20 protein-coding genes and 1 pseudogene are annotated in these 21,844 nt (G+C 66.8%); 12 read left to right on the top strand and 9 right to left on the bottom strand.

The window, feature by feature from the left end; all coding sequences use genetic code 11:
• Positions 1-4: 4 nt before the first annotated feature.
• Positions 5-1,039: a class II fructose-bisphosphate aldolase gene (fba, locus tag ACJJVR_RS08100; RefSeq protein WP_405403659.1), complete on the top strand. Its 1,035-nt coding sequence runs from the start codon at positions 5-7 to the stop codon at positions 1,037-1,039.
• Here the strand turns inward: fba and ACJJVR_RS08095 are convergent.
• Positions 1,033-1,722, bottom strand: a complete 690-nt coding sequence (locus ACJJVR_RS08095; protein WP_405403657.1) for an arylesterase — start codon at positions 1,720-1,722, stop codon at positions 1,033-1,035. The genes fba and ACJJVR_RS08095 overlap by 7 nt on opposite strands.
• A 28-nt stretch (positions 1,723-1,750) precedes the next feature.
• Between ACJJVR_RS08095 and ACJJVR_RS08090 the strand changes: the two genes are divergently transcribed.
• Entirely contained in the window at positions 1,751-2,434 is a 684-nt protein-coding gene (locus tag ACJJVR_RS08090; protein ID WP_405403656.1) for an ABC transporter ATP-binding protein, read from the top strand.
• Positions 2,431-4,959 carry an ABC transporter permease gene (locus ACJJVR_RS08085; RefSeq protein WP_405403654.1) on the top strand — a complete coding sequence of 843 codons (2,529 nt, stop codon included), beginning with the start codon at positions 2,431-2,433 and terminating at the stop codon, positions 4,957-4,959. The genes ACJJVR_RS08090 and ACJJVR_RS08085 overlap by 4 nt, the downstream gene beginning before the upstream one ends.
• Here ACJJVR_RS08085 and ACJJVR_RS08080 read toward each other — a convergent pair.
• Together ACJJVR_RS08080 and ACJJVR_RS08075 are read right to left on the bottom strand one after the other, a co-directional pair.
• Positions 4,956-6,077, bottom strand: a complete 1,122-nt coding sequence (locus ACJJVR_RS08080) for an AI-2E family transporter (RefSeq protein WP_405403653.1) — start codon at positions 6,075-6,077, stop codon at positions 4,956-4,958. The two genes, ACJJVR_RS08085 and ACJJVR_RS08080, sit on opposite strands and share 4 nt — an antisense overlap.
• Complete coding sequence (locus ACJJVR_RS08075; protein WP_405403651.1) at positions 6,074-6,223, bottom strand: hypothetical protein; 150 nt, start codon at positions 6,221-6,223, stop codon at positions 6,074-6,076. The genes ACJJVR_RS08080 and ACJJVR_RS08075 overlap by 4 nt, the downstream gene beginning before the upstream one ends.
• Before the next feature lie 190 nt (positions 6,224-6,413).
• Here ACJJVR_RS08075 and ACJJVR_RS08070 point away from each other — a divergent pair, with 190 nt between their 5' ends.
• Positions 6,414-6,650, top strand: a complete 237-nt coding sequence (locus tag ACJJVR_RS08070; RefSeq protein ID WP_405403650.1) for a hypothetical protein — start codon at positions 6,414-6,416, stop codon at positions 6,648-6,650.
• Positions 6,651-7,008: 358 nt separating this feature from the next.
• On the opposite strand, the gene ACJJVR_RS08065 is transcribed toward ACJJVR_RS08070, so the two are convergent.
• Both ACJJVR_RS08065 and ACJJVR_RS08060 read right to left on the bottom strand, forming a co-directional pair.
• Positions 7,009-8,370 carry a sensor histidine kinase gene (locus ACJJVR_RS08065; protein ID WP_405403649.1) on the bottom strand — a complete coding sequence of 454 codons (1,362 nt, stop codon included), beginning with the start codon at positions 8,368-8,370 and terminating at the stop codon, positions 7,009-7,011.
• A gap of 6 nt (positions 8,371-8,376) precedes the next feature.
• Complete coding sequence (locus ACJJVR_RS08060; protein WP_405403647.1) at positions 8,377-9,045, bottom strand: response regulator; 669 nt, start codon at positions 9,043-9,045, stop codon at positions 8,377-8,379.
• A 91-nt stretch (positions 9,046-9,136) separates the two neighbouring features.
• Here ACJJVR_RS08060 and ACJJVR_RS08055 point away from each other — a divergent pair, with 91 nt between their 5' ends.
• The 6 genes from ACJJVR_RS08055 to ACJJVR_RS08030 all read left to right on the top strand — a co-directional run bounded on the left by ACJJVR_RS08055 (position 9,137) and on the right by ACJJVR_RS08030 (position 15,759).
• Positions 9,137-10,228, top strand: a complete 1,092-nt coding sequence (locus tag ACJJVR_RS08055; protein ID WP_405403646.1) for an ABC transporter substrate-binding protein — start codon at positions 9,137-9,139, stop codon at positions 10,226-10,228.
• Between the two features lie 84 nt (positions 10,229-10,312).
• Positions 10,313-11,257 (top strand): Bug family tripartite tricarboxylate transporter substrate binding protein, encoded by a 945-nt coding sequence (locus tag ACJJVR_RS08050; protein WP_405403645.1) that lies wholly within the window; start codon positions 10,313-10,315, stop codon positions 11,255-11,257.
• The gene (locus tag ACJJVR_RS08045) at positions 11,254-11,742 is read left to right on the top strand and encodes a tripartite tricarboxylate transporter TctB family protein (RefSeq protein WP_405403644.1); all 489 of its coding nucleotides are present in this window, start codon (positions 11,254-11,256) and stop codon (positions 11,740-11,742) included. Before ACJJVR_RS08050 ends, ACJJVR_RS08045 begins: the two co-directional genes overlap by 4 nt.
• Before the next feature lie 3 nt (positions 11,743-11,745).
• Positions 11,746-13,263 carry a tripartite tricarboxylate transporter permease gene (locus tag ACJJVR_RS08040; RefSeq protein WP_405403643.1) on the top strand — a complete coding sequence of 506 codons (1,518 nt, stop codon included), beginning with the start codon at positions 11,746-11,748 and terminating at the stop codon, positions 13,261-13,263.
• A gap of 135 nt (positions 13,264-13,398) precedes the next feature.
• Positions 13,399-13,566, top strand: a complete 168-nt coding sequence (locus ACJJVR_RS08035; RefSeq protein ID WP_405403641.1) for a hypothetical protein — start codon at positions 13,399-13,401, stop codon at positions 13,564-13,566.
• Between the two features lie 162 nt (positions 13,567-13,728).
• The gene (locus ACJJVR_RS08030) at positions 13,729-15,759 is read left to right on the top strand and encodes a Hint domain-containing protein (RefSeq protein WP_405403640.1); all 2,031 of its coding nucleotides are present in this window, start codon (positions 13,729-13,731) and stop codon (positions 15,757-15,759) included.
• A 75-nt stretch (positions 15,760-15,834) separates the two neighbouring features.
• On the opposite strand, the gene modC is transcribed toward ACJJVR_RS08030, so the two are convergent.
• Genes modC through modA form a run of 3 tightly spaced genes read right to left on the bottom strand, consistent with a single transcriptional unit; the run spans position 15,835 to position 18,385 of the window.
• On the bottom strand, positions 15,835-16,932 hold the full coding sequence (gene modC / locus ACJJVR_RS08025) for a molybdenum ABC transporter ATP-binding protein (RefSeq protein WP_405403638.1): 1,098 nt from the start codon (positions 16,930-16,932) through the stop codon (positions 15,835-15,837).
• The gene (gene modB, locus ACJJVR_RS08020; RefSeq protein WP_405403636.1) at positions 16,929-17,636 is read right to left on the bottom strand and encodes a molybdate ABC transporter permease subunit; all 708 of its coding nucleotides are present in this window, start codon (positions 17,634-17,636) and stop codon (positions 16,929-16,931) included. Before modB ends, modC begins: the two co-directional genes overlap by 4 nt.
• Entirely contained in the window at positions 17,633-18,385 is a 753-nt protein-coding gene (gene modA / locus ACJJVR_RS08015) for a molybdate ABC transporter substrate-binding protein (RefSeq protein WP_405403674.1), read from the bottom strand. Before modA ends, modB begins: the two co-directional genes overlap by 4 nt.
• A gap of 2,410 nt (positions 18,386-20,795) precedes the next feature.
• Between modA and ACJJVR_RS08010 the strand changes: the two genes are divergently transcribed.
• Positions 20,796-21,074 carry a hypothetical protein gene (locus tag ACJJVR_RS08010; protein WP_405403634.1) on the top strand — a complete coding sequence of 93 codons (279 nt, stop codon included), beginning with the start codon at positions 20,796-20,798 and terminating at the stop codon, positions 21,072-21,074.
• 107 nt (positions 21,075-21,181) lie between these two features.
• Positions 21,182-21,606: pseudogene (locus ACJJVR_RS08005) on the top strand (IS5/IS1182 family transposase); the annotation flags it as partial.
• 35 nt (positions 21,607-21,641) lie between these two features.
• On the opposite strand, the gene ACJJVR_RS08000 reads toward ACJJVR_RS08005, so the two are convergent.
• A partial coding sequence (locus ACJJVR_RS08000) for an IS3 family transposase (protein WP_405403632.1) occupies positions 21,642-21,844 on the bottom strand: 203 nt, incomplete at its 5' end.

Raw genomic sequence — 21,844 nt, 5'->3', positions numbered from 1 at the left:
GCCCATGGCCATGATCACCCTGCGACAACTGCTGGATCACGCCGCCGAGCACAGCTATGCCGTGCCGGCCTTCAACATCAACAACATGGAACAGGGCCTGTCGGTCATGCAGGCGGCGCATGCCACCCGCAGCCCGGTGATCCTGCAGGCCAGCCGCGGCGCGCGCGCCTATGCCAACGATGCGGTGCTGGCTGGTCTGATCGCGGGTCTGGCGCGGGCCTATCCCGACATTCCGATCTGCATGCATCTGGACCACGGCAACGGGCTGGAGACCTGTGCGACCGCGATCCAGAACGGGTTCACGTCGGTGATGATGGACGGGTCGCTGAAATCGGACGGCAAGACGCCTGCCGACTATGCCTATAATGCCGACATTACCCGCCGCGTGACCGAAATGGCCCATGCCTGCGGCGTGTCGGTCGAGGGAGAGCTGGGCGTGCTGGGCAGCCTTGAGACCGGCATGGGCGACGCCGAGGACGGCCACGGCGCCGAGGGCAAGCTGTCCGAGGATCAGCTGTTGACCGACCCCGACGAGGCCGTGCGGTTCGTCGAGGATACCGGCGTGGACGCGCTGGCCATCGCGATGGGCACCAGCCATGGCGCCTACAAGTTCACCCGAAAGCCCGATGGCGACATTCTGGCCATGCACGTGATCGAGGAGATTCACCGCCGCCTGCCCAACACCCACCTGGTGATGCACGGGTCCAGTTCGGTCCCCGAGGACCTGCAGGCGATCATCAACGCGCATGGCGGCGACATTCGCCCCACCTGGGGCGTCCCGGTCGAGGAAATCCAGCGCGGCATTCGCCATGGCGTGCGCAAGGTGAACATCGACACCGACAATCGCCTGGCCATGACCGCCGCGATCCGCCGCGTGATGGCCCAGGACCCCGCTGAATTCGACCCGCGCGCCTATCTGAAGCCCGCGATGGCGATGATGGCCCAGGTCTGCCGCGACCGGTTCGAGGCCTTCGGCACCGCCGGAAACGCCGACAAGCTGCGCCCGCTGTCCCTGCCCGAGATGGCCGGCCGTTACTGATCCGCGCGGGTCAGTAACTCTTCGACCCGGGGGCCGATCGCCTCCACGATCTGTTCGACGCCGCGCGCGTTGGGGTGGATGCGGTCGTCCTGCATCAGGTCGCTCAGGGACAAACCCTGGGCGGCCTTTTCGCCGACCGGCCCCAGGAAATCGGGGACCAGCACGGCGTCGTATTCGGCGGCCAGGTCCACATACATGGCCTCGAAATCGCGCTTGAAATCGGGGCCGTAATTGCCCGGCGCGGGCAGGCCCGCCAACAGGACAGGCACGCCCGCCGCCTGCGTCTTGTCCAGAATGGCCGACAGGTTCGCGCGGCTGGCGGCCGGGTCGATCCCGCGCAGCAGGTCGTTTCCGCCAAGCGCCACGATCATCGCGTCGGGCGCGTCCGCCAGCGTCCAGTCGATGCGCGCAGCACCCCCCGCCGTGGTGTCGCCCGACACGCCTGCATTCGTCACCGCCACGTCATGCCCCCGATCCTGCAGCCACGCCTGCAGCACCGGCACGAACCCCTGATCCTGCGGCAGGCCGTATCCCTGCGTCAGACTGTCGCCCATTGCGGTCAGGCGCAGCGTCTCTGCGTCAGCAGGGGCTGCCCATGATGCCGCGACCGTGACCGCCAGCGCCGCCAGCGTGGCGGTCAGGCGGTTGCCATCGCGGGCGGGGCGACCATATCGTGCGGCCAAACCACGACCCTGATCAAGGATGACCCTGATGGCCGACCCCGTGATCCGCCTGCGCGATGCGCATCTGACGTTGCAGGGCAATGCCGGGCCGGTGCCGATCCTGCGCGGGCTGTCGCTGCAGGTCGAACGCGGAGAGACGGTCGGGCTGGTGGGTCCTTCGGGGTCGGGCAAGTCGTCGCTCCTCATGCTGATGGGCGGTCTGGAACGCGCCACGGGCGGCCTCGTTCAGGCGATGGGCCAGGATCTGACCGCGCTGGACGAGGATGCGCTGGCGCGCTTTCGTCTGTCCCATATGGGGGTGGTGTTCCAATCCTTCCACCTGATCCCCACGATGACTGCGCTGGAAAATGTCGCGACGCCGTTGGAACTGGCGGGCGCGACCGACGCATTCGACCGCGCCGCGGCCGAGCTGGACCGGGTGGGGTTGGCCGCACGATGTGACCATTACCCCGCACAGCTGTCGGGCGGCGAACAACAGCGCGTGGCGCTGGCCCGCGCTGCGGCGCCGCGCCCGGGGATCCTGCTGGCGGACGAACCCACCGGCAACCTGGACGGGACGACGGGACAGGCGATCATGGACCTGTTGTTCGGGCTGCGCGCCGATCATGGTGCGACGCTGGTGCTGGTCACACACGACCCCGATCTGGCGCAGCGGTGTGACAGGGTGATCCGTCTTGCCGATGGCCGGTTGGCCACCGAGGGCGCGGCATGAGCCTGGCGCTGGCGGTTCGATTGGCGCGGCGCGATCTGCGCGGGGGCTGGCGGGGTTTCTGGGTGCTGCTGACCTGTCTGGCCCTGGGCGTGGCGGCCATCGCTGCCGTCGGGTCGGTGCGCGCGGCGATCCAGGCGGGGCTGACGTCGCAGGGCGCGATCCTGCTGGGCGGCGATGCCGAGGTTCAGCTGACCTATCGGTTCGCCACCGCAGAGGAACGGGACTGGCTGGAGGATCGCGCGACCGCTGTTTCGGAAATTGTCGATTTCCGGTCGATGGCCGTGGTCGGGCAGGGCGATACCTCGGAGCGCGCGCTGACCCAGGTCAAGGGCGTTGACGCGGCCTGGCCCCTGCTGGGGCAGGCGGTGCTGGACCCGCCCCTGCCGCTGTCCCAGGCCTTGGGGCCGACGCCGCAGGGCCTGCCGGGCGGGGTCATGGCGCCGCTGCTGGCCGACAGGCTGGGGCTGGCGCCGGGCGACGTGTTCCGCCTTGGGACACAGGATTTCGTGCTGACCGCGCGGCTGGTCACCGAACCGGACGCGGGTGCGGCCAGCTTTGGCTTTGGCCCCCGGACGCTGGTCCTGCGCGCGGCGCTGGCGGACAGCGACCTGCTGGGTGCGGGGACGCTCTATGACAGCAACTATCGTCTGGCGCTGCCGCCGGGGACCGATCTGGACGCGCTGCGGGCCGACTGGCGTGCGGCGTTCCCCGACAGCGGCGGGCGCTGGCGCGACAGCCGCCGCGGCGCGCCGGGCATCGACAGTTTCGTCGACCGCATCGGTGCATTCCTGGTGCTGGTCGGGCTGACCGGGCTGGCCGTGGGCGGGGTGGGCGTATCGGCGGCGGTGCGGGCCCATCTGGCGCGCAAGACCGAGACCATCGCCGTGCTCAAGACATTCGGCGCGTCGGGGCGCACGATCTTTCAGGTCTATCTGCTGCAGATCGGGGCGGTCACCGCGCTCGGTGTGGCGGCGGGGCTGATCCTGGGGGCGCTGGTGCCGCTGGCGCTGGCGCCGCTGTTGACGGCGCGCCTGCCGGTGCCTGCGGTCTTTGGCGTCTATCCGGGGCCGTTGGCACAGGCGGCGGTCTATGGCGTGCTGACGGCGTTCATCTTTGCGCTGTGGCCTTTGGCGCGCACCCGGCGCATCCGTGCGGCGACGCTGTTTCGCGATGCGGACGGATCCGGGGGCTGGCCCGAACGTCGGTTTTTGGTGCTGATCGCCGCGGCGCTGGTCGCGTTGGTCGGGGCCGCGGCGCTGTTTTCGGGGCTGTGGGGGCTGACGCTTGGCATGGCGGGGGGCGTGCTGGCGGCCTTTGTCGTGCTGGCCGGGGCGGCGGCGCTGGTGCGGCGCGCGGCGCGGGGCGGCGCGCGGGTGGCACGGGGGCGGCCCGCGCTGCGGCTGGCGCTGGCGGCCATCGGTGGGCCGCGGAACGAGGCGTTGTCGGTGATCCTGTCCCTGGGGCTGGGCCTGACGGTGCTGGCGGCGGTGGGGCAGGTGTCGTCGAACCTGCGACAGGCCATCGCAACCGAACTGCCCGAACGCGCGCCCAGCTATTTCTTTCTGGACATTCAGCCCGACCAGTTGGACCCGTTCCTGGCCCGCCTGCGGGACGATCCGCTGGTGGGTGACGTCCAGACCGCGCCGATGCTGCGCGGCATCGTCACCGGCCTGAACGACCGCCCGGCGCGGGAGGTCGCGGGCGACCACTGGGTGCTGCGCGGCGACCGTGGCATCACCTATGCCGCGACCCCGCCGCCGGGGACGCGGATCACGCGGGGCGAATGGTGGCCCGAGGATTACGCCGGTCCCCCGCTGGTCAGCCTGTCCGACGAAATCGCGACAGAGATCGGCCTGGACCTGGGTGACACCGTCACCGTCAACATTCTGGGCCGCGACATCACTGCGACCATCGCCAACCTGCGCGTGGTCGATTTCAGCGATGCGGGGATCGGGTTCGTCATGGCGCTGAACCCCGCCGCGCTGGCGGGCGCGCCGCACACCCATATCGCCACCGTCCATGCCGACCCTGCGGCCGAGGCCCAGATCCTGCGTGATCTGGGCAACCGCTTTCCCAACATCACCGCCGTTCCCGTGGCCGAGGCGATCGCCCGCGCGTCCGATGCGTTGGCAGGCATTGCGGCGGCGGTGGCATGGGCCGCGGGGGCCACGTTGGTCACGGGCTTTGTCGTGCTGATCGGGGCGGCCGCGGCGGGTGAACGCGCCCGCGTCTATGAGGCCGCGGTCCTCAAGACGCTTGGCGCATCACGCGCGCTGATCCTGGGCAGTTTCGCGTTGCGGTCGGTGCTGATGGGGGCCGCGGCGGGTCTGGTCGCGTTGCTGGGTGGCGGGCTGGCGGGATGGGCGGTCAGCCGGTGGGTGATGGACGTGCCCTATCGGTTCGACGCGGGATCGGCGCTGCCGATCGTGGCGGGGGGCATCATCGCCACCGTCGTCGCGGGTCTGGCGTTCGCGTGGCGCCCGCTGGCCGCGCGTCCCGCACGGGTCCTGCGCGCGCAGGACTAGGGGTCAACGGGGCCGGGCGGCGGCGGGGCGGTCTGCGCCACGTCCCGCTGCCATTCGCGCCAGATCGACATCAACAGCGCCATCAGGACCGGGCCCACGAACAGGCCCACCAGCCCCATCGTCTTGATCCCGCCGATCAGGCCAAAGAACGTCGCCAGAAACGGCAGCTTGACCGGCCCGCCGATCAGCATGGGGCGGATGGTCTTGTCGACGACGAACAGCTCTACGGTGCCCCAGACGAACAACGCCGCACCCGCGACCGGCGATCCGCTGAACCCCAGATAGACCGAGATCAGCGTGAACGACAGCGGCGCCCCCCCGGGGACCAACGCCATGAAACCTGTCACCACCCCGAAAAAGACCGGAGAAGGCACCCCCGCCAGCCAATAGGCCGTGCCCAGGATCACCCCTTCGGTAATGGCGATCAGGGTCATGCCGGTGACGGTGGCGCTGATCGTGGCGGGAACGACGCGCGACATGTGCGACCAGCGTCCCGGCAGGATGCGCGCGCCCACGCGGTCCAGCTGGACCACGATGCGTTCCCCGTCGCGATAGAACACGAACAGCGCGATCAGCGTGAACAGCAGGGTCAGTGCCAGTTGGAACGCGGTCGATCCTGCCGTCAGGATGCCGCGATAGACGGAATAGATGTTCGACCCGGTGACCGCCTGAACCAGCTGGCTGATCGCACCTGGCTGGCCGACATAGGTGCTCCATTGCAGGTCCAGCCAGGGGCCGACGCGGGGGATGTCGGCGATCCAGGCGGGCGTTGCCTCGCCCGTGGCGTTCACGTTGCCCGCCCACATGATCCAGACCCGCAGTTCCGCCGCGGCATAGGTCAGCGCCATCAGCAGGGGCACGACCAGAATGCACAGGATCGCCACCACCAGCAGCGTCGCGGCCCAGGTCGGCCCTGTCCGCTGTGCGATGCGGACGCGGATGCGCCAGCTGGCCACGCAGATGATCGTCGCCGCCAGGACCGGGATCAGGAAGCCGTGAAAGAAATAGATCGACGCCGCAAGGATGCCCAGCAACAGCCAGCGTGCCGCCGACAGGTCGGTGACCAGCGGGCGCGGTGCGGGGCGCGGGCCGGGCTCGTGGTCGGGAAACCGGCTCATGCGGCACGCCCGGGATCGGCGCGGACATTGTCTGCCGTGGGCTGCAGGGACCCGGCGGCCATGCCTGACATCGGGGCCGCCCCCGGCATCACCAGCGCCGCCACCGGCAGGGCCAGCCACAGGGGAGGGTTGCACAGGGGGCTCATTCGGTCATGTCTCCTTGAGGCCCGGACCTTTCCGGGACGATACACGCGGCGGGGTTCATCCTGACCCCGAACCGTGCAGGCGGCGTTCCCATGTCGGGAGCAGTAGCATCACCGCGCTGCACGGCCTGTCAAGGTTAACGGCCTGTCCATGGTGCGCCGGCACGCGACCGGCTCGACGACCCCGATATGGATGCTGACAGATGGCATGATCGTGTGTTCATTCAACAATCTCCTGCAGCATGGGTTCATACACCCCGTGGATGACACAACGGTAATGGCCGATGCAGACCCGTTCAGATGGTACAAACCGGGCGTCGGGGTCTGCCGTTCAGGTGCGGCCATGACGATCATTGCGACCGGCAACCGTAACCTGCGCGGCGGCTGCAGGATGGGGTTGCCGGGTGCATCAGCGTTCCGCATGGTGTGATGGTCGCCGGATGCTGGCCCAATCACGACTGTGCATGAGGTGCGGTGACACCGATGGCGATCATCGCCCGGACCAGAGGCGGCAAGGTCCGATGGATGATCCGGTCGCATGGCGACCGTGACGATACCCATCATCCGGCATCGCCCTGACGACAAACAGGCCGTCACATTCGCCCGCCCCGTTCCGCGCCCCGACGCACGCGCGTTGGACCGGAAACACCGGTACGCATGGGGTGTCATCAGCGCCACCCCGCACGACACGGCCAGATCCAGCCGGGTGACCATTGCGACGACACAGTACGGCCCCGTCCCGAGGCGGCGCATGGAACATGTCGGTCACGTGTTGCGTGCGGTGTGCGTCATGCGACCGGCAGGTGCAGTTCGGCCCGCAGGCCGCGCCCGTCCGCGCCCGCGCGCAGCCGCAGGGAGCCGCCGAACAGCTGTGCGATCTCGGTCACGATGGACAGGCCCAGGCCGGTGCCTGCGGGTCGCGCCTCGGCCGATGCACCGCGGGCAAAGCGTGATATCAGCCGGTCGATTGCCGGGGCGGCGATGCCTGGCCCGTCATCCTCGACCGCGATCACCGCAACGCCGTCGCACAGGTCCACGCGGACCGTGACCACTGCCCCGCGACCGGCATAGGCCAGCGCGTTGTCGATCAGGTTCTTCAGCGCCTCGGCCAGCAGGACGGGTTCGGCGCGGATGGTGACGGGCTGTCCGTCATACCCCAGGTCGATCCCGGCACCGGCGGCGCGCGGAATCATATCGCCGGTCAGGTCGCGCGCCAGGGCGTGGGCGTCCAGCGGCGCGACCATCGGATGGCCAGCCGCCGCATCGACCCGCGCCAGCAGCAGCAATTGCGCCAGGATGCGTTCGGCATCGGCCAGGGCCGCGTCGCCCTTGGCCACCGCGCACTGCGCGGCCTGCGCATCGCCCGCGCGCTGTGCCAGCGTCAGCTGGGTGCGGATCACCGCCAGCGGCGTGCGCAGTTGATGGCTGGCATTGCCGGTGAAATTGCGCAGCGCCGACAGCGCTGTGTCCAGTCGCACCATGAAGGAATTCATCGCCTCGACCAGGCCCTGGACCTCTTGGGGGACATCGGCGGGCAGGGGGGACAGGTCGTCTGCCGCCCGCGCGCTGATCGCGTCGCCCAGCCTGTTCAGCGGTCGCAGCGCCAGTGGCACCGCGATCCAGATGATCGCCGCCGCCCCGCAGATCATCAGCGCCAGACGTGCGGCCGACCGCAGCAGGATCGCCTGCGACAGCTGGTTTCGCGCCAGCTTGGATTCCGCGACCGTCACCCGGAACGGGATCGATGTGATGCCCGTCGACACGGTGCGCGCCAAGGTGATGACCCGGATCGGCGCGCCCGCGAAATCGGCATCGGCATAGCCCACGCCGTCCACATCCGGTTCCGCCAGCGGCAGGTCGGCATAGCCGGTCATGAACCCGCCCGGCCCGTCGACGCGATAGAACACGCTGTCCTGCGCGGTCGAGGTCAGCATCTCCAGCGCGGAATAGGGGATGTCGGCCTGAAGGTCAGCGTCGTCGCCCACCGTCACCCGTTCCGCGATGGCCAGCGCCGATCCGGTCAGCACGCGGTCGGACACAGCGCGCGCGGTGGATACGGCCTCGGACCAGGTGTCGGCCAGCGCCAGCGTGCCCAACGCCGCCGTGGCCACCAGCAGCCAGGCCAGCAGGCGGCGGCGCAGCGATCCCATCGGCGTTCAGACGCCCTTGTCGATGTAATAGCCGATGCCCCGCGCGGTGCGCAGGTGCACCCCATGGGGGGCCAGCCTGCGGCGCAGGCGGCTGGCATATTGTTCGATCGCATTGTCCGACAGCGTGTCGTCCAGCGAGGTCATGGATTGCATGATGGTTTCCTTGGGGACAACCTTGCCGGCGCGCATGAACAGCAGTTCCAGCAGGGCGTGTTCGCGGGCGGGCAGGTCCATCGGCTGTCCTTCGGCCAGAAAACGGCGGGCGGTCAGGTCCAGCATGACGCCGCCGATCGTCACCTCGGCCGCGCGCAGTCCCGCCTGACGGCGCAGCAGGGACCGGACGCGGGCCTCGAATTCGGTGATCTCGAACGGCTTGACCATATAGTCGTCGGCCCCCAGGTCCAGACCGCGGACGCGTTCCTCGGGGGTGCCGCGGGCGGTCAGGATCATCACCGCCGCCGGGTCGCGGCGGGTGCGCATCCGGCGCAACACCTCCAGCCCGTCCATCTGCGGCAGGTTCAGGTCCAGGATCACCAGATCGAACCGTTCCGCCGCGATCAGCGCCTCGGCCGAGGCGCCATCGTCGACGTGATCGACCGCATGCCCGGCCCCGGCCAACAGCTGCACCAGCCCGTCGGCCAGTGCCGCGTTGTCCTCGACCAGCAGAATGCGCATCACCCGTCCCCCCGGTGGCGATCTTAGGGCCGCGCGGGCAGGGCAGGCAAGGGTCGCTTGTCCGGCAGGGCGGGGGGTGCCACGATGCGCCATGCTGCCGCGCATGATTCCCCGCCTGTTCCACCTTGCGCTGATCCTGACGGTCGTCGCGGGGGCGGCGCGGGCGGATACGGTACGCTTTGTCGCGCCGTCGGGGGCGCAGGAGGGGCCCCTGCGTTTGTACATGTCGCTGGACGAGGATCTGGCCCGCCCCCTGATCGAGGGGTTCCAGGCACTGAACCCCGACATCGCCGTCGAATATCAGGACCTGCTGACCGGACAGATCTTTTCACGCATCACCGATGAGACGGATGCCGGCGGCACCACCGCGGATCTGGCGTTTTCATCCGCGATGGATCTGCAGATCAAGCTGGCCAATGACGGCTATGCGCAGGCGGTGCCCACGCCATCATCCCCGGGCTGGCCGCGATGGGCGAACTGGCGCGACACCGCCTATGCGATCACGTTCGAACCCGCCGTGCTGGTCTATCACAAGCCCAGTTTCCGCGACCGCCCGCCCCCCGCCACCCGGTTCGAACTGCTGGACTGGTTGGACCATGGTGGTGCGGGGGTGCAGGGGCGCATCGGCACCTATGACATCGCGCTGTCGGGGGTGGGCTATCTGTTCCTGGCCCGCGATCAGGAACATTTCTTTGACATCTGGAACCTTGGGCAGGCGATGGGCCGCGCGGGCGTCCAGCAGTTCGCGACATCGCGCGAGATCCTGGACCGGGTGGCCGACGGGCGGCTGGCGGTGGGGTACAACATCCTGGGGTCCTATGCCGCGGACCGAGCGCGGCAGGAACCCAACGTGGGCCTGCTGTTGCCGCGCGATTTCACCGTGGTCGTGTCGCGTGTGGCGCTGGTGCCTCGCGCAGCGGCGCGGCCCGATCTGGGCGCGGCCTTTCTGGCCTTCCTGATGTCGCGCGAAGGCCAGACCATTCTGGCCGAGGAACTGCGCCTTCCTGCTGTCAGCCTGGAGGTGTCGTCGGGCACGGGCGGCATGCCCCCGGCACTGGGCGCGCAGCTGCGCCCGGTGGCGATCAGCCCCGGCCTGCTGGCCTATCTGGACCAGTCGCGCCGCGCCCGCCTGATCGCCCGGTGGCAGCAGGCACTGTCCCCGCCGGATGCGTCCGACGAATGATCACGCCGATGTCAGCTTTGTGACAGGTTGGCGTGTCAGGATGCCCATTGCCGGGTGGAGGCCCGGCCAATGGGGAGGACTATCTTGAAACACGCAATTCTTGCGGGCCTGTTCACCGCGGCCCTGACCGTTCCGGCGCTGGCCACCGATTACACCATCCTGGCGCCCGCCGCGCCCGGCGGTGGCTGGGACCAGACCGCCCGCACCATGCAGGAGGTTCTGCAGGCCGAGGGCATTTCCGAGTCCGTGCAGGTCCAGAACGTGCCGGGCGCTGGCGGCACCGTGGGTCTGGCACAGTTCGCGTCCGCGACCTCGGGGCAGGCGGACCAGCTGATCGTGGGCGGCTATGTCATGGTCGGCGCGATCCTGACCAACGCATCGCCCGTGTCGCTGGCCGACGTGACGCCCATCGCCCGCCTGACCGGCGAGTACGAGGCGATCGTGGTGCCCACCGCGTCCGAGATCACCGACATCAACCAGCTGGTCGAGATGCTGAAGGCCGATCCCGGTTCCGTCAGCTGGGCTGGCGGTTCGGCAGGCGGCGCGGACCACATCGCGGTCGGCCTGCTGGCCAATGCCGCAGAGGTCGACCCGACCACGATCAACTATATCGCCTATTCCGGCGGCGGAGAGGCGCTGGCCGCGATTCTGGGCAGTCAGGTGACCGCGGGCATCTCCAGCCTTGGCGAGTTCAAGCCACAGGCCGATGCCGGAACGCTGCGCATCCTGGCCGTCACCTCGGAGGAGCGGATCGAGGGCGTCGACGCCCCCACCCTGACCGAGGTCGGTCTGGACGTCGTGCTGCAGAACTGGCGCATGGTCGCCGCCCCCGCCGGACTGTCCCCCGAGGATGAGGCCGCGATTGCCGCCGACATCGAGACGATGGTGCAATCGGCCACCTGGCAGGAGGCGCTGACCACCAAAGGCTGGGCCGACACCTATCTGGCAGGCGACGACTTCCGCGCCCAACTGGACGAGGATGTCACCACGACCGCATCGATCCTCAAGGACATCGGGCTGGTCGAATGACGACTGCCCCGGACACGAGACGCCGCCCCGACGGGGCGGCGCTGACCGTGGCGGCCGTGCTGGCGCTGATCGCGGTCATCATCTTCCGCGACGTGGCCACGCTGCCGGAAAGCCGGGGCTATTCCGGCGTCGGCCCTGCCGACGTCCCGCGCTGGATCGCGTGGGCGCTGCTGGCGCTGTCCGTCTGGACGGTCGTCGCGGCGTTCCGCGATGCACCGGCGGCGCGTCCTGCACAGGACCCCGCGCCCATCGCCTGGATCATCGGCGGTCTGGCCGCACAGCTGGCATTGCTGGACAGGGCGGGGTTCGTCATTGCGACGGCGCTGCTGTTCGCGGCCACCGCGCGGGCCTTTGGCAAGCGCAATTTGGCGCTGACCCTGCCCATCGGGCTGGTCTTCACCGGCACGATCTATGTGGTCTTTTCCCAGCTGCTGAACCTCAGCCTTCCGGCGGGTCCGCTGGAACGCCTGATCACGGGGGGCTAGGGGATGGAGACGTTCGGATACCTGTTCCAGGGCCTGATGGTCGCCAGCGACCCGATGATCCTGATGTACGCGCTGATCGGCGTGACCGTGGGCACCGCCGTGGGCGTGCTGCCCGGCATCGGGCCTGCGCTGACCGTGGCGCTGTTGCTGCCCATCACCTATGGGCTGGACCCTGCGGGGTCGCTGGTCATGTTCGCGGGCATCTATTACGGCGGCATGTATGGCGGGTCGACCACGTCGATCCTGCTGAACACGCCCGGCGAAAGCGCCTCCATCGTGACCGCGCTGGAGGGCAACAAGATGGCCCGCGCCGGACGCGGCGGGCCGGCGCTGGCCACCGCCGCCATCGGGTCGTTCGTCGCGGGCTTGATCGCCACGCTGCTGCTGGCCTTTGTTGCGCCCACCGTGGTGAAACTGGCCCTGACATTCGGGCCGCGTGAATACTTCGCGCTGATGGTGCTGGCCTTTGTCACCGTGTCGTCCGCATTCGGCGACAGCGCGCGCAAGGGGCTGATCTCGTTGTTCATCGGGCTGGCGCTGGCCCTGGTCGGCATCGACCAGCTGACCGGTCAGGCCCGACTTGATTTCGGCGTCCCGCAGTTGCTGGACGGGATAGAGGTCACCACGCTGGCCGTGGCCCTGTTCGCCGTGGGCGAGGCGATGATCGTCGCCGCCAACCGCTATGGTGCCGATGACAAGGTCATCGCGGTCAAGGGTTCGGTCTGGATGACGCGCGACGACTGGAAACGGTCGTGGAAGCCGTGGCTGCGCGGCACCTTCATCGGCTTTCCCATCGGCGCCATGCCGGCGGGGGGCGCCGACATCGCCACCTTCCTGTCCTATGCCGCCGAAAAACGCGCCGCCAAGCACCCCGAGGAATTCGGCCACGGCGCGATCGAGGGCGTCGCCGGACCCGAGGCCGCCAACAACGCCAGCGCCGCAGGCACGCTGGTGCCGCTGTTGACCCTGGGCCTGCCCACGACGGCGACCGCGGCGATCATGCTGGCCGGATTCCAGCAATTCGGCCTGCAGCCCGGACCGTTGCTGTTCGTCACCAACCCGGATCTGGTCTGGGGCCTGATCGCGTCGCTGCTGATCGCCAACGTGATGCTGGTGATCCTGAACCTGCCGCTGATCGGGCTGTGGGTGCGGTTGCTGACCATCCCGCGGCCGTGGCTGTATGCGGGCATCCTGTGCTTTGCCACGCTGGGCACGATCGGGGCCAACCCATCGCCGATCGAACTGTCGATGCTGCTGATCTTTGGCATCATGGGCTATCTGATGCGGCTTCACGGTTACCCCATCGCGCCGGTCGTCGTGGGCCTGATCCTGGGACCTATGGCCGAACAGCAGCTGCGCCGCGCGCTGTCGATCAGCCAGGGCGACGTCACCACGCTGATCTCGACCCCGGTATCGGCGGGCCTGATCGCCGTGGCGGCATTCGCGCTGATCGTGCCGATGATCATGCGCATCCGCGGCAAGGGCCAGGTTCTCAGCCAGATGGCTTCCGACGAGGATTGATCAATGCCCCCGGCCCGGTGGCGGGTCGGGGGCATGCGCCCTGCGCAGGGCTGGGTTTCCGGGGCGATGCGTTGCGGAACGCATGGCCGGACCCGATATCCTTTGCGTCACCCGATGACGGAAAGAGAGATCGACATGACCACCCTGCGCACCGCATGGAACCGCATCCTGTCAGCATTGGACACGTTTGGCGCCAGCCTGGAGGCGGCCCGCGCGGTCCGTGCTCATCGCCGCCCCACCGATGCCAGCCTGAATCAGCTGGGCATCCGTCGCGACAGTTTCCCCACGCATCTGTCATCGTGACGTCTGCCCGACAGGCCGTCCGGGGCCTGTAGAAAAGGACAACTCTTAATTGGGCAGCCTTATGGACTAAACCATCAAAAGCCGACGGGTACGAATCGCCGGGCAAAAGCCCATGGCGATCCGTCGCATGTGAAAGAACCAGTGATATTGTAGGGGCGTTCGATGGCCGCAGATTTTTCCGGAACTTCGGGTGACGACACGATCGAGGGTACGGCCGACGCCGACCAGATCGCGGGCCGTGCCGGTAACGACAGCATTCGCGGCCTGGACGGCAACGACGCCATTGACGGAGGCCGCGGCAGCGACACGGTCGATGGCGGCGAGGGTGCCGACGCCCTGATGTGGAACGGGTCGCCCATGGGCGGCGATCACGACCTGTACATCGGCGGCGATGGGCATGTTCCTGTCTATGACGGAGAATATGTCTCCGGCATGACCGGGTCGGAAAATTATACGTTCGATCCCTACAACCACAATGGCGGCGACACCCTTGCGTTGAACATGGGTAACGGTGCCGACATGACGGTCACCTATTCCTCGACAGAGGCGGGGGCGGTTACCGATTCGAACGGGAACACGCTGGAGTTCCAGGGGATCGAACGCGTGTTTCTGGGCGACGGCAATCACACTGTCGACGCATCGGGCGCCGATATTCTGTATGTCGACGGTCCCAACCACGAGGTCGGGATCCGTCTGTACTCCGGCAACGGAAACGACACCATCATCGGCAGCGCGGGCACCGACTATATCCAAAGCGGTGGGGGCGATGACATCGTCTATGGCGGCGAAGGCAATGACGTCATCGAGACCGGTGGCGGCGATGACATCGCCTATGGCGAGGGTGGCGACGACGGCTATCGTTGGGGGAACGGCGGCAGCGACGAGGCCATCGGGAACGATCTGTACGACGGCGGAACCGGGTACAATACCCTGAATGCGTGGCAATCCGCCCCGGCCAGTGCGGACGGGTCATCGGCTGGTGTGCATGTCGTTCTGGACAGTTCGGCGTCGGGTGACATTGATGCGTTGGGCGGCGTCGAAGGCCATCTTCGGTTCCTGAACATGGAGAACCTGCGGACAGGCGGCGGCAACGATGTCATCGACGGATCGGCAGCAGGCGTTGACGGATATCGGGTTTTTGCCGATTACGGCGACGATCTGGTGATCGGCAGCGACGGCAACGACACGCTTGAAGGCGGTTGGGGCGCGGATACGATCATCGGCGGTCTGGGCAACGACGAGATCTCGATGAACGGCGATCTGTTCGCCGCGGTCAGCCGCGCCGATGGCGAGGTCGATACGCTGGTGCTGACCGACGGCTTTGGCCAGGACACCATTCGCGGGTTCGGTTTCGCGGGCGATCTGGACAGCGAGGGCAACCCCGCCGCGGCGGATGTGCTGGACCTCAGCGGCCTGCATGATGCCGACGGCAACCCTATTGATTTGTCGGACGTCACGATCCGCGCCGACGTGAACAGGTACGGCGACAATTTCGCGGTCATTTCGTTCCCGAACGGCGAAGAGCTGTGGATGCGGGACGTCGATCCCGAAAGCCTGACGCCGTCGCGCCTTAACGGTATGGGCATTCCTTGTTTCTGCGCGGGCACGATGATCCGCACCCCGAACGGCGATGTCGCGGTCGAGGATCTGCGCGTCGGCGATCTGGTCGAAACCGGTGACAACGGTGCCCGTCCGATCCGCTGGATCGGGGGACGGACCCTTGACCGCGTTGATCTAGTGATGGCTCCCAAACTGCGTCCGGTCCGCATTCGCGCGGGTGCCCTGGGGCAGGGGGTTCCCAGCCGCGACCTGATGGTATCACCACAGCACCGGGTGCTGGTGCGGTCGGCAATCGCGCAGCGCATGTTCGGCACCACCGAGGTCCTGGTCGCCGCGCGTCAGCTGACCGCGCTTGACGGCGTCGACGAGGTCGCGGTGGATACGGTTTCGTATTATCATATCCTGTTTGCCCGCCACGAAATCGTCTTTTCGAACGATGCCCAGACAGAGTCGCTCTATACCGGCCCGCAGGCGATGAAGTCGTTGGGTCAGGCGGCACAGGATGAAATATTCACCCTGTTCCCCGAACTGCGCGCGGGTCCGTCAGAGCCTGCACGTCCCTTTGTGCCCGGCGGCAAGGCGCAGCAGATGGTCCAGCGTCACCGCCGCAACGGCAAGACGCTGATCTGCTGACAGCCACACTGGATCGACGGTGACAGCATAACGATCAAAGGCAGCCATGCCTTTGGTCGTTTTTTTGTTGTGCGGTCAGGCCTCGTCCGGGGGGGCGTGCGATGCGCCGATATCACCCGCAGCCACGGCAACCGTTTTCAGGATCGCATGGCAGGGCTGACCCGGCGCAAGACCCATGGCCGCAACCGAGCGACGCGTCAGGCGCGCCGTGAGCGTGTCAGGGCCGACGGTCAGGGCCACCTGTGCATTCGGCCCGTCCTCTGGGGTGATTGCGGCGATGTGACCCGCCAGGATGTTCAGCGCCGACAGCCCCTGCGGGCGGTCGCGGGACAGGATGACATCGCGCGCCACCACACGCAGGCGCAGATGCGCGCCGGGCGGCTCATCCAGCCGCGCCACGAATACCGGCCCCGCGGCCGTGACCAGCCGGGTCAGCCCATCCGCGTCATGGCACGCCACCCGGGCGGTCAGGATCGACGCCGTGTCCGCCCCGACTGCGCCCGCATCGCCCAGGACCTGAGCGGGCGGCCCGATGGCCGCGACCCGGCCCGCCCGCAGTGCCACGACGGTGGTGGCCAGCCGCGCGACCTCGGCGCTGGAATGGCTGACATAGAGGATCGGCACGCCCCCTTCGTCACGCAGGCGTTCGAAATAGGGCAGGATCTCGGCCTTGCGGGCTTCGTCCAGGGCGGCCAGCGGTTCGTCCGCCAGGATCAGGCGCGGCGCGGCCAACAGGGCCCGGCCAATGGCCACGCGGCTTTTCTCTCCGCCCGACAGAGCACCGGGGCGGCGGGTCAGCAACGGTCCGATGCCCAGCATCTGCACCACGCGGTCAAGATCCGGCGCAACCGCCCCACGGGGCGCGAACCACCGCCCATAGAGCAGGTTCTGGCGCACGGACAGGTGCGGAAACAGCCGCCCGTCCTGAAAGATATAGCCCAGGCGGCGGCGGTGGGGGGGCAGATGGCGGCGCGCGGCGCTGTCGCTCAGCACCCAGTCATCGACCGTAATCCGGGCCGCATCAGGACGCAGCAGGCCCGCGACTGCGTTCACCACCGTCGTCTTGCCCGACCCGGACGGGCCGAACAGCACCGTCAATCCGGGCGGCACGGCAAAGTCGACGTCCAGATCGAACCCCGCGAACCGGTGCGCCATGCGGACCTGCAGCGTCATGCCCCCGCCACCCGTCGGGCAACGCGCCGGGCCAGAAATTCCGACATCAGCAGCGCGGACATGGCGATGACGATGGACACCAGCACCAGCCGCCCTGCCGCCGCCTCTGCGCCCGGGACCTGCAGCAGGGCATAGATGGCCGACGGAACGGTCTGGGTCTGACCCGGAATATTGGACACAAAGGTGATGGTTGCCCCGAATTCGCCCATAGCCTTGGCAAAGGCCAGAATCGACCCGGCCAGCACCCCGGGCAGGATCAGGGGCAGGGTGACGGTCGCGAACACCCAAACGGGTCGCGCACCCAGCGTGCCTGCCGCAGCCTCCAGCCGGGGATCGACGGCCTCGATCGCCAGGCGAATGGCGCGCACCATCAGCGGGAACGCCATGATCGCCGCCGCCAGCGCTGCGCCGGTCCAGCGGAACGAGAATACGATGCCCGCGGTTTCCAGCCACTGACCGACGCTGCCGCGCCGCCCAAAGGTGATTAGCAGCAGGTAACCGGTGACCACGGGCGGCAGGATCAGGGGCAGGTGGACGATGCCGTTCAACACCTGCTTGCCGGGAAAGGACCAGCGCGCCAGCGCATAGGCCGTCAGGATGCCAAGCGGCAAGCTGGCCAGCGTGGCGACCAGCCCGACCCGCAGCGACAGGCGTACCGCCTGCCACTCCGCGGGTCCCAGCCAGGATGTCACGCTGTCGATCATTCCGGCATCGCAAAGCCGAAACGGGTCCAGATCGCCCGTGCCGCGTCCGACGACAGATAGTCCAGAAACGCCTGTGCTTGGTCGTTGTCCGATTGCGCAGTGATCGCGGCGGGATACAGGATCGGGTCATGGCTGTCGGCCGGAAAGCGGCCCACGATGGTGACGTCATTCTGGGCGGCCGCATCGGTGGCATAGACGATGCCCAAGGGCGCCTCTCCACGTGCGACAAAGGTCAGGGCGCTGCGCACGTTGTCCGATTGCGCGACCATCGGCGCGACCGTATCCCACAGGCCCAGATGGGTCAGCGCGGCCTTGCCATAGATGCCGGCGGGGACGCTGTCGACCATGGCCATCGACAGCCGCCCCCCGTCCAGCATCGCCGTCAGGTCCAGCGTGGCGTCGATGGCGACAGGTTGCGCATCGCCATGTGCGATCAGCACCAACGTGTTGGTCAGCAGGTCCCGGCGAGTGCCCTGACGCATGTCGCCCGACGAATCCACTGCGTCCATCCAGTCCACGCTGGCCGAGATGAAGATATCCGCAGGCGCGCCCTGTTGAATCTGTCGGGCAAGCGCGGACGAACCGGCATAGGTCACGACAGCGGTATTGCCCGTTTCCTGGGTCCATGCGGCTGCCACGCCGTCCAGTGCGTCGATCAGGCTTGCGGCGGCAAAGACCGTGATATCATCGGCAAGCACCGGCGCCGCAGTCATCGCAAGGCAGGCGGCAAGAGCAAGTTCATGTGTCACAGGCACGACAGTCTCCGTCTGCGATATATCTGAGCGGATGTAACGCAATGAGGCCGGTGCATGACAAGCGATATTTTCAGCCAAGCATATCGCGTTATGGCCGGAATGCGGCCCAAGCGTGATTTTTCCCGGCTTTGCCAAGCTCATGTCATGCGCATGATGCAGGCAGGGCCAGGCGCGTTGAAGCGGTCCATAAGCGTGAGGCGAATGTCGATCGTGGCCGTTTTCCCCGGGGGGCACCGGCTAATCCGCTGGCCATTGTGTTTGCCTCAGCGCGTTTGCCTTGATCCGGCGTCATATGTGATAGCCGGCACAGTGGTTGCAGTTGGCCCGCCTAAGGGTTTGCCCGCCTGCGGAATGCCGCTGAGGGCGCGGACGGCAAGCCGGTCTTTCTGTCGAACGCGTCTGCGCCTGCCGATCGGGATTATGGCCGCGCCGCCGCTATCCATCATTGCGCTGTGACAGCACCGGGTCTCGGTGGCACAGTCACCTGTCGCGGTGCCCGTTCGTCCATCAGCTGGGCTCTGTGTCAACACGTCAGGCTGCACGGGACCGTCTCCCTCACGGCCCGCGGTCAGGTCCTAACGCCCGGATGTGGCCGATGGCCGTATCCATGGCCAGATGGACGGTGCGGTATTAGGTGCTGTGATCCGCACCATGCCTTCTGACCGGCCATTCTTGTTCATTGAGCTAGCGCGCCCCTCCTGGAGCCACGGCCCAACCGTCACCCCTGATCCTTGATCCGGGTGCGATTCACCAGCAAGTTGAGCGGCCCCGGTTCGCGGGGTTGAGCGTTGTGACTGCTCGCGTCTTTAGGCTTCCGCTCAGGGTGGAGGATGCTGCCACCGGCCAACTTTGGCCCGACAATCTTCAGACTGCCGGCCACCAGATCGGCGGTTTGGCCAAAGGGCGGCCCGAATGGCACGAGTACAATCGCGCAGAGCGGGATTGCTGCATTGGAAGCCGCCGACGTTCAGCAGCGATGCACCACCTCTTTCGTCGGCCACGCCACATCCTTGTCCAGTCAAATCAGCCGTAGTCCGCGCCGCCTGAGGCCTCGTTCGCGGGACGTCCCTCTTGTTGTGCGGTCGTGTGCAGGATCAGGTTCGCCCGTGCAGCAGACTCACGCTGCCAACTGGCGCGTGCGAATCTCCCGAAGGGCTAATTTCTGCAATAACGCCGTCCGGCCCGCCGTTGGACAGAACGGCCTGCCTCGTACCGAAAGGACAGGATCATATCGCTGAACGACTTGGAGCCGCGCGGTTCAGGAAATATCCGCCGACCGAGCCCCACACCGGGCATGTCCACATGCCCGGTGGGAGTGCCGACGCGGAGGATTGAAACCCTGCGCCCACAGTTACTGTTGCAGTGTTTCGCCATGGGTCAGCGATTCGGACCGTGATGCCGATTGCGCAGACGCCATGGTAAAGCCTGCGTATATTCTTGCGATTATAGAGGCTGTCCCGAGCTTTGCCGCCCGGCGGCGCGAGGTGATCATTACGGCCGACGGCTGGTGTTCGTGGGCGCGTTTAGGGTGGCGAAAGTTTACCAAGCAAACGCCCCATGACACTGCGGCGGGCGATGTCCAACAATGTTGAACCTGCCAAACAGAGGTACTCGCGGGCATTCGGTGTAGTCGCCTAGCTTTGGTGATTGACGGGGCTCATCTATGACAAAGCGTCATTGGGCCGGGTTCAAGGCGCAGGTTGCTCCTGGCGTCCGCCGCGCGGCACTGACCACGGGCTGAAACGTAAACGCAACCTTTTACGGAACAAGCTGCCTGAGCGGATGACGTCCGATCAGGAGGCGAGACGCTGCATGTCAAGATCGACCATCGGGATGTGGAGCGGATTTGTTTGCCGCAGCCTGCATTTTCATCCTGGGGACTGCAGGCAAAAGCGGTGAAGCAGGATTACCCTGATGTAGGCGTCCGGCGCCGATGCAGCCTGCTGTCGTTGTCGCGCTCTGGCCTTTGCTGGCGTGCCACTCGGCGAACGCGCCAGAACGTGACTTTCTGAGAGCATCGACGGGCAGATCCATAAGGCGTTATGGTATGGTGTGCGCCAGATGCTGCTTCATATGCAGCGGGAGGGGCATCGAAATCGGCGCCGTCGGGTCCGCCAGCTAATGACGCTGGTGCCGATCTGACAGCAGCACGCGACCCGCAAGAGGCATCCGGAACACAAATCTTCCACATACCATCCCGTGGTTTGTCCATCACCCGCCCCAAACGGGTCAGGTGCGTTGATGCCAGGGAAAAGCCGATGCGCCGGGGTGTGTTTACCCGGTGGCCATCAAGGATTGGCACAGGCGCAGGTGCTCCGCTGGCGGCTCTCGAACACCACGGACGCACGCTAATGCTTCGAGGATCTGATAAATGCGCTGGCCAACAATGGCCCCCCCGAGATCCATGATGCTGTTCAGTGTCAACTATTCGCCCGAACCGATTTCACCGAGGTGCTTTTGTACCGCCAGGGTGAAGGTCGCCACGGAGGGCTGCGATGGCCGGATGGCTAGTCGAAAAACACAGACGATCTATGTCGTGGCGGCGCGTATGAGCTACGCTTGCAAGCTCATGCCCAACCCGACGATCAAGATCAACGAGGTCGCTTTATCACGTGGGTATGGGGACGCAAAATCCGTCTATCTGGCCTTCCGTGGCTGGAAAGAGACAACTCCACACCCGTAGTGTCAGACTGTTAGGCTTCAGACATATTGATTTCATGCCTTTGGCGTGATGCAGACCCCGCAGGGAGACCTTGCAGATAAGCAATGCGTTCTGGCTGACTTAAGCGCATGCAACCGTTTGTGTCAAAGAGCCACGGGGGCCCGCGCTTGGATAATCTGTATAACCTAAGCGGCATAATTATCATAAATTGCAACGGGGTGCGATGGTGATGGAATTGCTGGCATTGGTTCGAGAGAATGCCCGAATGGAGAATGCCGACCGGCAAGGACTCTTTATAATCGCTGGAAGCGTTGGAGCGATAATGATCTTTGCCCGGATCATGGTCGGCCTGGCCGCCGAGGCAGCCGATTCAAAAACATTCATGATCAACTCGACGTATGTAAGGTCGCATCGCACAGCGCGCGGCATGCGCGCGAAAAAAGGGTGGCGCGGTCGCCAGATTGGGCGAACGAAGGGTCGCGTGAACACAAAGGTGGACGCCGTCACCGATGCCGAAGGCCGAACTATCCCGCTCTTCATGGGGGCAGGGCAGCGACGACACGGGTGGCGGCGGCACCCTTGGACAGCCTAGGTGTTCAGTCCCGTCATCTGGTGGATCGGATTTGGGATGAATCGAGCTGGCTCTGAAGTCCAGACCTTGCAAATGTATTCGTAGGGCGTGAGGCCGTTGAGCGTCTTCAGCCTGCGTGCGAAGTTGTATGCGTTCATGAAGTCGGCGAGGTGGGTGCGCAGCTGATCATGGCTGTCGTAATGGTATCGCTTCACCGTCG

The organism is Paracoccus sp. Ld10, from assembly GCF_045064235.1.
Classification (GTDB): domain Bacteria; phylum Pseudomonadota; class Alphaproteobacteria; order Rhodobacterales; family Rhodobacteraceae; genus Paracoccus.
Note: the sequence above shows the minus strand (reverse complement) of the source record. Positions and strands in the feature narration are given on the sequence as shown.